Origin of the sequence: Thalassotalea mangrovi, assembly GCF_005116735.1 — a bacterium.
Classification (GTDB): Bacteria; Pseudomonadota; Gammaproteobacteria; order Enterobacterales; family Alteromonadaceae; genus Thalassotalea_A; species Thalassotalea_A mangrovi.
This window is the reverse complement of record NZ_SWDB01000010.1, coordinates 122,013-134,898: the sequence shown is the minus strand read 5'-3', so window position 1 is coordinate 134,898 and position 12,886 is coordinate 122,013. Positions and strand designations below refer to the sequence as shown.

The 12,886-nt window shown below is 42.7% G+C and carries 10 protein-coding genes; 8 read left to right on the top strand and 2 right to left on the bottom strand.

The window, feature by feature from the left end:
* The first annotated feature begins 250 nt into the window (after positions 1-250).
* From E8M12_RS05735 to E8M12_RS16460, 7 genes are all read left to right on the top strand, one after another.
* Positions 251-1,462 carry a hypothetical protein gene (locus tag E8M12_RS05735; protein WP_136735136.1) on the top strand — a complete coding sequence of 404 codons (1,212 nt, stop codon included), beginning with the start codon at positions 251-253 and terminating at the stop codon, positions 1,460-1,462.
* Between the two features lie 102 nt (positions 1,463-1,564).
* On the top strand, positions 1,565-2,830 hold the full coding sequence (locus E8M12_RS05730; RefSeq protein WP_169303049.1) for a toll/interleukin-1 receptor domain-containing protein: 1,266 nt from the start codon (positions 1,565-1,567) through the stop codon (positions 2,828-2,830).
* A gap of 66 nt (positions 2,831-2,896) precedes the next feature.
* On the top strand, positions 2,897-4,183 hold the full coding sequence (locus E8M12_RS05725) for a hypothetical protein (RefSeq protein ID WP_136735134.1): 1,287 nt from the start codon (positions 2,897-2,899) through the stop codon (positions 4,181-4,183).
* A 40-nt stretch (positions 4,184-4,223) separates the two neighbouring features.
* Positions 4,224-6,101, top strand: a complete 1,878-nt coding sequence (locus E8M12_RS05720; RefSeq protein ID WP_136735133.1) for a hypothetical protein — start codon at positions 4,224-4,226, stop codon at positions 6,099-6,101.
* Between the two features lie 425 nt (positions 6,102-6,526).
* Complete coding sequence (locus E8M12_RS05715) at positions 6,527-7,672, top strand: Fic family protein (RefSeq protein WP_136735132.1); 1,146 nt, start codon at positions 6,527-6,529, stop codon at positions 7,670-7,672.
* 925 nt (positions 7,673-8,597) lie between these two features.
* Positions 8,598-8,825, top strand: a complete 228-nt coding sequence (locus E8M12_RS05710) for a ribbon-helix-helix domain-containing protein (protein ID WP_136735131.1) — start codon at positions 8,598-8,600, stop codon at positions 8,823-8,825.
* Complete coding sequence (locus E8M12_RS16460) at positions 8,826-8,963, top strand: type II toxin-antitoxin system RelE/ParE family toxin (RefSeq protein ID WP_246034028.1); 138 nt, start codon at positions 8,826-8,828, stop codon at positions 8,961-8,963.
* Positions 8,964-9,339: 376 nt separating this feature from the next.
* Here E8M12_RS16460 and E8M12_RS05700 read toward each other — a convergent pair whose 3' ends face one another.
* Positions 9,340-10,026: a peptidoglycan recognition protein family protein gene (locus E8M12_RS05700; RefSeq protein WP_136735130.1), complete on the bottom strand. Its 687-nt coding sequence runs from the start codon at positions 10,024-10,026 to the stop codon at positions 9,340-9,342.
* An 8-nt stretch (positions 10,027-10,034) separates the two neighbouring features.
* Positions 10,035-11,078 (bottom strand): LD-carboxypeptidase, encoded by a 1,044-nt coding sequence (locus tag E8M12_RS05695; RefSeq protein ID WP_169303048.1) that lies wholly within the window; start codon positions 11,076-11,078, stop codon positions 10,035-10,037.
* A gap of 143 nt (positions 11,079-11,221) precedes the next feature.
* On the opposite strand from E8M12_RS05695, the gene E8M12_RS05690 reads away from it, so the two are divergent.
* A complete protein-coding gene (locus tag E8M12_RS05690) occupies positions 11,222-12,667 on the top strand; it encodes a M14 family metallopeptidase (protein ID WP_169303047.1) in 1,446 nt (481 codons plus the stop codon).
* Positions 12,668-12,886: the final 219 nt, after the last annotated feature.

Genomic DNA, 12,886 nt, shown 5'->3' with positions numbered 1-12,886 from the left:
ACCAAATATTAACTCCAGATTGAATTGTTTATTGTCCATTGAGAAACAATGAAAGAAGAGGGCAATTACAAGGTTAATATGTGATCAATATATACGCTGTTGCGGCCAATTTTTAAACCTTATGTGTGTTTATTGTGCGAACGAACTTTAAATTGTAACTTTTTGTATTCAATTTGTTGCTCTTTTGTAATTGAGTGGTTAAGGTCCTTTCTCTTTTTTCATATTGATTTTTAACGTAAAGGACCCCCTTATGAATCAATTTAAACTTAAGGCTATTTTTTCCGCTCTTGCTCTTTCCTCACTGACTGGCTGTTTAGTAACGCCTCAAGCGTACAACAACCCTCAATTAGCTCAAGCAAGAGCAGCTCTTACGCAACGGATGATGGCTCCGCAGGTACAAAACCAAAATCAAATGGCGCAGCAGGAGCCTGCAATTAGTGAACAAGAATTGCTTGCGAAAAAAGAAAACGTTTTTGCAACCGGTGGACCAGCACTTTTTGAACTGAAAAAAGATGGTATCTTGATTGATGGCGAGATGTATCTGGACTTCGAAGGTTCTGTTGCTAAGCACGGTAGTAATCGTTTAACTGGTGAATTTACATACGCCATTCAAAATTTTGATGGCACATTTACCCTTAAATATTTTCGTGCAGGTTCGACTGCAGAACCGATTAAAATCGCAACTGTCTTTAAAAACGGCTCTAGCTACAACGTACGTACCGTAACAGGTAAAACATTACCTGGTTCTACATTAATTCCGACTGCTGATGGCTTTATTATCGGCCGCACAGGTTCAGCATTCCAATACACCATTGGTGGGCGAGTGAAGCCATTAAACCTTGTTGATGGATATCACATTGCTCAATTTCAAAAAGGCGACGTTGCATCAAGCGGTTATATCCTATTGGAAAAGGACAGTAATCCAGCGCAAAAAAGTGGTATTGGTGGCCTGATGGATTCTATTGACAGCCTTGGAAATACATTAGGGCTTAATAAGGCTGATCACTATGTTTTAGCAAACATTGCTACAGGCGAAACAGTACCGCTAGATGTTCATTTAAGTGGCAAAGATGTTGCCGAATATAGTGGTTGTGTTCAAAGAAACTCGGTTGTAAACGAGTGTGCTAACGTAAACTTTACCGAGGCGCTTTTTGACCAGAATGGTTTTAAAAATGGTAGTCACTATTTTTGGGCAATAGATTGGGCAAGCACGCCAACTGGTCCTATCGCATTTTACAAAACATCTACCAAAGTAAAAGCTGTTGATATCAAAAATGGTCAGGTACACACATTATTTACCAGAGCGTTGGGCGTAAATGAATATCACTTAGCACGACATGCGGATGGTAAAATTTCAGTTATTGCCAAGCTTGGATTTAGCTCGGACACTATTGATGATGTCGTAAGTTATATTCGCAATGAAAGCCAGGATATTGAACCAATGCAGGTGCTTGGCGAATAATTTTATTGGAAAATTGGTAAAAGCCACCCTTGTCAGGGTGGTTTTTTCGTTCATGGAAGCAATGCCAATTTGGTGCGGTGTACGCAATTCTGCAAAAGACATTTGGCAATTACAGGAATTACTGACGTGACGGATGTTTTCATTTCGTATTCGAATAAAGATAAAAATATAGCCAATCAAATTAGTTCCAAACTTGAAAGTGTACAACTAAAATGTTGGATAGCCCCAAGGGACTTAAAACCTGGTGAAGACTGGGCAAGTGGTATTGTACGAGGGATTGATGGCTGTGCTTGCATGATTGTCGTTCTCTCGAATTCTTCTAATTGTTCCAATCATGTCTTGAGAGAAGTTGAAAGGGCTGTCAGCTCTGGGGTTCCTATTATTCCATTTAAAATTGATGACGTATTGCCGTCAGATGCTATGGATTATTTTTTGAAGGTTTCCCACTGGTTAGATGCTCAAGACATGAAGCTCGATGTTGCCATTGAAACTTTGTCGAATAATGTAGCCACTATTTTGCAGCGTGAGCCGAAGCTAACTGCTAATGAAAATGTTGAAAAACAGAATAAAAAATCGGGCCTAACTCTTGATAAACATCGTTTCACTGGACTGGTGGCTATCGCAATGATAGGAGTTGCTTCGGTCTATTCTTTCTTCCATTTCAGTAATTATGGTGTAGATAATATTCCGCAGAAAGAAAAGAGTATCGACGGGCTAAACTCGGTTAGTAATTCTGATAATGTTCAGAGACTACCCTCATCAGAGGTGAAAGAGGTATCTTCCAGAGACCGACGTTCTGAAAAGCTAGAACAGGTTAAGAGAGCTCAAGAGGCATTTTATGCTCAATTAAAAACTAGAATTCAACAAGTTACAGAACCAACTCTGTTACAGCATTTTCATTTTTTCGATGATCTTTCGAGCGAAATAAGCGAGCAGTTTCTTCTCAGTGGTAGGTTTGAGAATAGTGTCGAAACTAATACCGAAAATCCTAGAGTTACCTTCTATTCAGAATTGCTAGAAAGCGATTCGTTTTTGCTTGTTTATATACATCTTGCAAACGGTGTTACGTTCCAGGTTTACCCTACATTTAATAACCCATCGCCATTATCAGTAGAGCAAGAGCACATTGTCGGCGCCGATGTCCCATTTGAACTTGAGATCTCGGAAGATACGGATGATGGTATTGTGCAGTTTGTTGCCACTCCTGAACGAAAAACTTATGAAAAGCTGAATCTGCTCAGTGTTCCTGTGGATGGTTTGGATGTATCGGTTGTGGACCGGAGAGCTCTTACTAATGTCATTCAAAGCAATGTTGCTTTGAATGGGGTAAGCCAATACTTTTTATTTCTCCCAGAAACAAACTCTTAACTTTGCTCTGAGTATTGATGCATTCCCTTAAAAATAAATCAGAAAAATAATAAATAAGGATGTTACATGAAGTTTAATCAGATATGGGTATTGCTGTTTCTAATAGTGCTTAGCGGCTGTACAACATCAACACAAAATAAAGTGCCGACATTGCTCTCCAGTGACCCTTCCATAGATTCTAAGCATTATCTTTCTCATGTACCTGTTTACGTCGAAGTCAAGCGGGATGAGGCAGGAACCTATTACTTTGGTAACTATAGCTTTAAGCGCGGTTTTGATGCGATTAAGTTGAATGACCTGTCTCATACATTTTCGACCAGAGTGAATGATTGCGCAGCTGGCATGTTACCTATTGAACAGATCAAGAATTGTGACTTGGAGCGAGCCTTATTTCGCAAAAAGAAGGTAGATGCAGACGATATTGGAAAAAATATTCTTGGAAACATTGTCTTCGGAAGTCTTACGTTAGGGGCCGGTGTCGCCGCATACTACACCACAGAATTTGACCAAGAGGCTTTTAACCGAGAAGTCACAATACTACTACATAAGTTCGATCGAAAAGCATTTTTCGAAAGACTCCAGGCGCAGTTGGCTGACAATCATTCTCAACTTCAATTAGCAAATGATAGATTAATAGAAAAAGCGCAGTTACTGAATGCTTCTATTGGAACTAGGGTGAGTGTCCGGGATGATAGCGGATTATTAAATAAAATACCGAGTGTAAAAGTGGTGTTAGCCAGTCCCATTTCTGGTGAAATAGATTACGACTTTTCATGGAGTGAATTTGAGGAGTTCCAACACGAATCAAAACGTCAGATAGATACGCTAATATCTGGCGGAATGTTGAAAATTGAATGTGAGGATTTAAATTCTTATGAGTATGATGTGACTGGTTGTGAGCAGGAATGGCGTGTTCAGGAAAACACAAATATCGATTCAGTCACCTATCAAATAACTGCTGCCAGAAACTATCAATTTCACATAGCCCCGAAGGTGATAGATAAAAACATTAGCATTCGCAGAGGGGAAAATAGTTCCAACATTGAACTTGAAAATCTCAGTGAGCATTTCATTACGCTCAATAGTTTATCGCTATACATTGGTGATAAAAATGAAACTATTAATCATTTGAACATAACCTTGCCTCCAAGAGGTCATTTCAATCGCCTGACTCTGGATGATTTTCGTTTATACAGTCAAGAGACGATTGTGAGCAGTGCGACTAAAAGCAAGTTGCTTAAACCTGTGCAGTTCGGCTTTGCCGCAAAATATAGTTTAAATCATGAGTCGAACGAAGAGACGGTTTTTCAACTTCAAACTCGTTTTAGTCGCCTTCAGGGTGTGGCGTTGTAACGAGTAAATATGATTAAGTCTTTCGTTGTGGTTTAGTGAAATGAGTAAGTTAATTAATAACGATAAATTACCTTTTATTATCGGTGTAACCGGACATCGTCTGTTACCCAGTGGCGAGCAACTGGGCACCTTGCGAGGAGACTTTCGACAAGCGCTTTTGTATTGGCGAAACAAAGTGGAAAAGCATACACCGATATGGCTGCTATCCGGATTTGCGCAAGGGGCAGACTTGTTGGCCATTGATGTCGTAGAAGAGTTGATTCAAGAGCTTAGCTGGGACGAGAATTTCGTCAAGGTCGTTCCATGTCTGGCGATGCCCTATGAAGCGATGTTGATTGATTTCGAAGGAAGTAACGAGTGTCCCCCTGAGTTTGGTCGTGACGCGCTGGTAGAAAAGTATGCACGCTATCGGCCAAATTGCATAGTTGTACCGCATGGACTGTTGGATGACGATTACCGAAGCGCATTAAAAGATCGTCAATATGGCCTTGCTCGAAATCAATTGTACCTAAATCAAGGCGCGTTTCTTGCGAAATACTGTAACGTGGTGATTGCCATGTGGGATGGCTTGGCGAGTCGCGGCCTCGGCGGAACCGCAGATGTGGTTCGATTGAAGTGTGCTGAAACAAAAGGGCTTGATCTTTCTGGCGTGCCAGAGGAAATTTTGCCTTTTGATGAGTTTGAAGGCGGCCCATTGGGTGTTGTCCATTATATTCACACTCCAACATTTGGCGAGGCCGAGAACAGGTCTTCTATACTCTCTGAATTTCATGTGGTCGACAGCAATTTATTTCCCAGGCAAAAATTGTTGGGTGCTATTACCCATGCCGTGTCAACAGAGCAAGGACATGATGAAAAGATTACAACTAGGGAAGCTAGATTATTACAGCAGCAAATTGAGCTATTTAACTTAAATGCATGTGAATATCAGAATGAAAACCCGATTAATAAATCGGAAGGTTCATCGAATAAAGTTTTTGATGTCGCTGATAATTCTGCGATCTATTTTCAATCTCGATATAAAAAGCGACTTGTAACTTTTTACGTTTCGGTGGTTTTTACGTTTCTGTCTTACGAGCTTTTTACTTTTACCGTGGGAAGCATCCTCGGGATAGTCATGAACATATTAGTATTGCTCATATTGCTTTGGGTTATGTTCCTGCGTGAACGAGCTGGTAAGGTTCTGTATAAGAGCAAATATCAATTGGCTAGATGTATCGCAGAAGCTTTGCGAATAAAGGATAGCTTGAATCAAGTGAGTGACTCGGCCCACGCAGAACTTTACATTTCTCGAGAGCAAAGGTTACGTCTTCCTGTGTTGTTACAAACGCTATCCTATAGTGACCTATTCAATCAATGGAAGATTTCTCATGCGGACAATGGAAAGGATTTTAATGCTGCAAGGACTGATTGGTTAGATGAGCAAATTGCTTTTTTTGAGAGTCGCTTACAAATATCGGGTCGGATTAAGTGGAAACTGGTATCAAGTAAAAAACCGAAACAGGCTTATCAGACGCTTTCTAAATATCCAAGTAAATGCCTGGGGTATGCCGCGCTTTTTGGTGGCCTGCATTTACTAACCCAGGGGCCTTTTTTGCATGGGCATCCATACCTGGACACGATCCAAAGTATTATGCTTTTTACCATTCAAATGTTGTTGATGACGAGTGGAGCCGCAGCGTTTTGGCTGGAGTACAATAATTACCAGTCTAATTATAAGAATTATGAGTCGTTATTGGTGTTATTTAAACGCGCGAAGGCTTGGATAAGTGACTCATGTGAAAGCGAATCGAAAAAAGTATTAGTGATGCAAAAGCTGGCTTCAGAAGCAATGAGGGAACATACCGCCTGGTATTTTACGGAACGCAGTAATGACATGAAGCTAAATCGACTGCGAAAGTCGGTTAAGCTCCACTAAATTTGGCTGAGATTTCCTATCAAGTAGGAAATGACGGAGACCTTGGTTCAGGTGGAAGGTGAAAGTGTCTAGCTTCGCTGGGGGAATTAAAGTCGTCTTCCACCTCACACTTCCACCATAAGTCTTGCTCTTTCTCTTGCTCTGCATCTTATAGCTTAAGGCTTACAGCTTACAGCTTACAGCTTACAGCCTAGCTTTCGCTTTGCTAGGCGCAATCTTCGATTGCATGCCAGGAGCTGATTTATCAGCGTGCTAGAAACGCAGTGTGCTTTTGTCCTCTCCCACCTTTCACCTTAGACTTCCACCTAACACTCGCTTTTCTCCAGCGTCCTCATTTGCTTGTGAGCCGATTATTTCTTAATATATGGCTCACGGTGTGAGCCGAATAGGTGTCGCTAATCGGCTCATTGGGAGAGGAATTTGATATGTACATATGGCAGGCAGCGGGTTGGCCTCAGTTTGAGTATGACAAAAAACAGCTTGAAAGTAAGCTGGCTAATATTGAAATACTGCAAACTAGATTGTTAGGGCAAGTGCAGGACATGCCTGAGTCAGTTGACAAAGAGGCTCAGATGGATGCTCTTATCCAGAACGCGATTCGAACGTCAGCGATAGAGGGCGAAATGCTCGATGTTGGTTCGGTGCGGTCTTCTGTTGCCAGGCACCTTGGCCTAAATAAGGCGGGTATGACTGGTGCTACAAAACAAACGGAAGCACTTGTTGAAATGTTGGTTGACGCTACGGAAAATCTGTCATCGTCTTTGTCCGTGAAGCAGCTATGTAAATGGCAAAGTCTTTTGTTTCCGGAAACCCCACTTCTTCACAAGTTGATTGTTGGAGAGTTACGGGGGGAAGAGCCGATGCAAGTCATATCACAACAGGGACGTCGTCAAATCGTACATTTTGAAGCTCCTGGACGAGAATTGTTAGATGCGGAAATTGATGCATTTTTAAATTGGTTTAATCAACCTTTGGCTGGTAACGGAGCCATTCGAGCTGGTATTGCTCATTTATGGTTTGTAACCTTGCATCCTTTTGGTGACGGCAATGGTCGTTTGACAAGGGCGATAACCGATCGAGCACTTGCTCAGGTAGAAGATACATCGACTCGTTTTTATTCGATGAGTGCGGCGATTGAAACTCGCCGAGGCGAGTATTATGACCAGTTAGAAAAAGTCCAAAATGTTAAAGCTCAATCGCAACAATCAGGAAGGTCTCCGTTAAATATCACCAGTTGGCTTGATTGGTTTCTGGATGTGTTAATCGATGCGTTAGAGTCTGGCATGGTCAGGATTGAACGAGTATTGGCGAAATCTAAGTATTGGTATCGGCACAGTCAAACTGTTTTGTCTGAGCGGCAAATTAAGGTTTTGAATCGGCTACTTGATAACTATGGTGATGAGTTTGTCGATGGTATTAATGCGTCAAAATACCAAAGTCTGGCGAAGGTGAGTAAAGCTACCGCAACCAGAGATCTGACGTTGCTATTTGAAAAAGGTTGCCTGAAACGTTCAGATGCGGGCGGGCGAAGCACTCGATATGTGATTAACTACGATGGTTTGAAGCTATAAGCTATAAGCTGTAAGTCGAGCTTCTGGCACGCCAAACTAAAAAACAAGCTTCTAGCACACCAAATCAAAGATTTGATTCCTGGCACACGATTGAAAATCGTTCCTGGCATGCAACCAGAGGTTGCGCCTAGCGGGAAGGGTACGTGACTGAATGCGTCACTTCGGGTTGCCGACAAGGATGTTGGTATGCAGAATTTGTCTGTCGTTACATGGACGTAACTTATTAGGGCAATGTAGGGATGCCGCCATGGACGGTGGTATATCGATTGTGTCCGGAACTGACAATCGATTCAATTGCCGAGACCGGGATCCCGCTCTTTAATTCAGCCTGAGATTTCCAGTCGTGGCTGGAAATGACGGAGACCATGGCTCGGGTGGGAGGTGGAAGTGTCTAGCTTCGCTGGGGGAAGAAAAGTCGTCTTCCACCTCATATTTCCACCATTAGTCATGCCCTTGCCCTTGCTTTACATCTTATAGCTTAGTGCTTACAGCTAACAGCTTACAGCCTAGCTTTCGCTTTGCTAGGCGCAATCTTCGCTTGTATGCCTGGAACGAAGGGTACATGTCTCAACGACACTACGGTAAATAAACCAGAGGTTTATTTCGGGTACGCGATGAAAATCATCGCTTCGGGTTAAAGCGGCTCTAAACTCGAAGGGTGTTGTCTGCCCGTACTCGGAACAAAATCTTGATTTTGTGTACCCGGAGCCGAAATTGTTTTCGGTGTACTCGAAACCAATGCTTTTTATCAGCGTGTCAGGAATGTTAATGTGCTCGTAGCTCCTCTTCCACCTCACACTTCCACCTTCCTCTCGTCAGGCGTGCTAGTTGCTTGCACTTCGTTCTAAGATTTACAGGTTAATTTTTCAGGTGTATATTTACACCAGTTGTGCATCGTTGCGAGCTGTACTTAGAGGGTATTATTATGGCAAGACAAAGTATCACGTTGACTGAACCAAATGATGAGTGGCTGAAATCTCAAATATCTACTCATCACGAGTACAGTAACAAGAGTGAACTTATCAATGATTTGATTCGCCAGGCCCGCCGTGCTGATATGATTAATCAAAAATTAGCTCTATCAGAAATTAGTGGCTCGGTTGATCAATCTAAAGAAGAAATATTGAAAGAGTTTAAGGAAAAACTTAAGTAAATGCATAAGTACGAACTCACTCAAAACGCCAAGGAAGATCTATTTCGCATTTATCGTTTTGGGTTTGAAGAGTTTGGTGAAACATTAGCTGATAAGTACTACCACAGTTTATTTGATGCCTTTGAAAAAATTGCCTAAGACCCTTTTTTATGCCCAACTGTCGATCATATTCGACCAGGTTATAGGCGGTTTATACATAAACCAGACAGTATTTATTTTCGCGTTGTAAGTAACAAGGTAATTATCACCGCAATTTTAGGGCGACAAAACTGTGATAACTGGCTGTAAGCCTTGAGCTATAAGCGGTAAGATTTAACCTGAGCACATAGCACGCAAAATTAAAAATTTTGCTCCTAGCACATCAAACCTAAGATTTGATTCCTAGCATGCAAGCAAAGCTTGCGCCTAGCCGCTAGGAGCGTACGCGTGCTAGGAGTGAAACGTGCTAGGAATGAAATGTGCTAGCAGCTCCTCTTCCACCTCACACTTCCACCCTCCACCTTCGGTTTTCCCTCTATTCTGGCACCCCTGATAGCTTCAGCGCTTCTAGCTGCGCTCTCAGTTGTGCCATAAACTCGGTTCCGGGATCGCTTTTTTCTGTACTGTAGTTGGGGTCCGTTTCTTTAAATAACGGGTGGCCCCTGAATTGATTAGATTCCTGGTGGCCGATCAAATATTCCACTTCAGGGTATTTGTTTTTGAGGTATTTGATTAACTGAACATTGGCGTCTAATTGCGCTTGGGTAAGCGGTGTGTTTTCGTCGCCACCCACATTTTCGATGCCAAAAGCACAGTAGTTCAGACCGATGACATGACGGGCAAAAGTGGTTTCTTCTGGCAATATTTGATAAATCGTTCCATCTTGGTCAACCACAAATTGTGACGATACATTTAACGAGCTAGCACCGGTTATCTGCACTCGAAAGTCTGGCAATGTAGGCTCGTTAAAGGCTTGCATCGTGCCTTCCAGGGTTGGGATCACGGTATAGTGAACGACGATCATTTTCGGGTCGATCACCGCCTTGTCAGTTTCGATATCATGACGCTGTTTCAGGTACTCTAACGATAATTGCTCACGCTCCAGGTCGAAAATAACCGGCTTTTTAACGATTTCAATTTCTGGCACAGAAGTGTAGGCATTTGCAGAGCACCCCGCTACGGTAAGCATGAGAATCAGTGTTGAGAATATACGTTTGTTCATGATGACTCCTATTCGCTAAGCAGCTTTTCTTGTTTTAAGGAACAGTAATTTTTACCGGCGCAGGCTAACTCTGCGGTTTTGCCAAGGAATACCGGGCGATTGTAAAAGCCGTGGCCAATGTAGGGGTAGTAGTAGACCGGAATGGAAACCCGCTTAGCGTAGTTTTCCAGTACGGTTTTATAAATTAAGCGCTCGGCGTCGTTGGCGTCAATGCTATGAAACTGGCCAAACACCACGCCAGCGGCATTTAAGTTATCGGCATATTCTAGCTGGTGCAGGACACGATCGATTTTTCGATAGCCTTCATTGACATCTTCCAACACTAAAATTTTGTCAGTTAAATCCGCTTCATAGCGGGTGCCAATGGTGGCCTGAAACAAGGTTAAATTGCCGCCTCTGAGTTCACCGGAAACGCCTTGTTTTGCGGCATCATTTAACGGCAATAGTCGGTCATAATACACCCCTTCATACAAGGACTGATGCAATCTGGCGATGCTTTCCCTGGCGTTCGATGTGTCTTCTTTTTCTGGAAGTTTTGGCTCATCAGACATAGCCTCAATTTCACTGTTATATGCGGCAACGATGCCATGTACCGATGGCCAGCCAACAATATTGTTTAAAAAGTGATGAATCGCCGTCACGTCACTGTAACCAATAATGGGTTTGGCTGGGTGCTGTTTTAATTCGTCTGTATATTGCTCTAATGCCGGTAATAAATTAAGGGCACCGGCGCCACCGCGAATAAACCACACCAGGTCGCTGTCGGGTGCCTTAATGGCGTTAATTAACGACGTCACCCGGTTATCATCTAAATTCACATACCCCAAATCGGATATGGTTTGGTCGAAATACCGGGTGTTAACCTTCATACCCAGCATTTCCAGGTTTTCTTTTAGCGAGTCGACTTTGGTTTCATCATACGAGCTGGAAACGGAAATTAAATCCACGGTTAATGGCTTATAGGGCTTTACGGCGTTCTTTTCCGCGTTGCTGGAACAGCTTGCCAGCAGCAGAAGTGGGGCGATTAATGCCGAGCGCGTCATTAGTTTCATGATAACTACCTTTGTTTTTATGCAAGTCTGAGAAGGTTTATAAAATATTCTTGTTTTACCCATATTTGGAATATTTTATTTATAACATCTTTATGATTAAATGTGTGCAATTATCAGGTAACTGGTCGATAGGTTTATTAAAAATGAGACAATTTATAATTACAGTCATAGGGTTGTTACTTCTGAGTGGCTGCGCCGCAAACGCTCCAAAAGGTGTCACAGCAAACGGGCAAATTGGGGCGGCTGACTCGATTGCAGCGCTTAAAAGCCAATATCAAACATTAAAGCAAGAGAGTTTTGATAAACACACTATTTATCCGACCGATATATATCCACTGATCGAAGCGTTACCGGAGAATCCTCGCTTTAAGGTGTCCGAGGTGGGTAAGTCTTTTTTAGCAAAACCGATTTATCACATCCAGGTTGGGGAAGGTAACCGCCATGTGTTTATGTGGTCGCAGATGCATGGTGATGAACCGACGGCCACCGCCAGTGTATTTGATTTAATCAACTATATTGATGCGCCAGGAAATCAGCAGTGGTTTCAAAGTTGGAAGGACGAATTAACCCTGCATATTGTACCTATGGTTAATCCAGACGGGGCAGAGCAGGAGTCGCGCTTTAACGCACAAGGTATTGATATTAATCGTGATGCAAAGCGTTTACAAACTCCGGAGGGCAGGGTTTTACTTAAATTAGCAGATTCCATTCAGCCTGAGTTTGGCTTTAACCTACATGATCAAAATCGATTTTATACCACCGGCGAGAGTGACAAACCGGCTACCATCTCGGTATTAGCGCCGGCATTTAATGATGAAAAAGATCTCAACGTTGCACGCCGAAATGCCATGAAGTTAATTGGGCTATTAAACGATAGCATTCAGAAAGAGCATCCAGGAAACGTTGGCCGCTATGATGATACCTACTCGTATCGTTCTTTTGGCGATTTATTTTCCGGCAAAGGTATTGCAACCACATTGATTGAATCTGGCGGTCATCATAATGATCCAAATCGACAGGTGGCCCGGTGGTTAACCTTTATGATGTTGGTGCAATCGATTGATGCCATCGCGCAAAAGCAGTATGTAAACGAAACCATCGCTAAGTATGAGGCTATCCCGATGAATCAAAGCCGGGGCATTGTTGATGTGTTAGTGAAAAATGTATCGGTAGGTTTCGACAAGGAGAGCCAGGATAGTTTGGAGAATAAGCAATATCTTGTCGATATCAGTCTGAACTTAGGCCGTAAACTTGACCGGGCCAGCATTGCCGAGATAGGCGATATTAGTCACGGCAATGCTTTCAATATGTTCGATATGTCAGGGTATCAACTATTGCCAATCAAAGGTTTTGAAGTCAGCGAAACGTTAACCTTGAGCACGGAACAATATAAGCAGCTATTATCGCAAGGGTTTAGTTACTTTATTGATAACGATGAAATGTTAGAAATCGCTACGGACTTACCCGTTGTAAAAACGAAACAGGCGTTGCCAGAGCGTCCACAACTCCACAAACCAGCGAGCTTCTTGTTTAGTAAAGAAGGCAAAATCGCGGTAGCGATTATAAATGGTCAGCGCGTCGCGCTCTAAAGGCCCTAGCTCAGTAGCCCCTGGCTTTAGAGCTAGCTTCTAGCACGCAAAGTTGAAAACTTTGCTCCTGGCACACGATTGAAAATCGTTCCTAGCATGCAACCAAAGGTTGCGCCTAGCGGGAAGGGTAGGTATCGCGAGCGATAGTTTGGGTACGGAATGTAAACATTCCTTCGGGCACATAAACCAAAGATTTATTTCGGGTACGCAACAAACAAC

Bases quoted from the DNA above. Each gene is read 5' to 3' on its own strand.
- E8M12_RS05690 (WP_169303047.1), top strand. From the start codon at position 11,222: ATGAGACAATTTATAATTACAGTCATAGGGTTGTTACTTCTGAGTGGC.
- E8M12_RS05720 (WP_136735133.1), top strand. From the start codon at position 4,224: ATGAGTAAGTTAATTAATAACGATAAATTACCTTTTATTATCGGTGTA.
- E8M12_RS05725 (WP_136735134.1), top strand. From the start codon at position 2,897: ATGAAGTTTAATCAGATATGGGTATTGCTGTTTCTAATAGTGCTTAGC.
- E8M12_RS16460 (WP_246034028.1), top strand. From the start codon at position 8,826: ATGCATAAGTACGAACTCACTCAAAACGCCAAGGAAGATCTATTTCGC.
- E8M12_RS05700 (WP_136735130.1), bottom strand. From the start codon at position 10,026: ATGAACAAACGTATATTCTCAACACTGATTCTCATGCTTACCGTAGCG.
- E8M12_RS05695 (WP_169303048.1), bottom strand. From the start codon at position 11,078: ATGAAACTAATGACGCGCTCGGCATTAATCGCCCCACTTCTGCTGCTG.
- E8M12_RS05735 (WP_136735136.1), top strand. From the start codon at position 251: ATGAATCAATTTAAACTTAAGGCTATTTTTTCCGCTCTTGCTCTTTCC.
- E8M12_RS05710 (WP_136735131.1), top strand. From the start codon at position 8,598: ATGGCAAGACAAAGTATCACGTTGACTGAACCAAATGATGAGTGGCTG.
- E8M12_RS05715 (WP_136735132.1), top strand. From the start codon at position 6,527: ATGTACATATGGCAGGCAGCGGGTTGGCCTCAGTTTGAGTATGACAAA.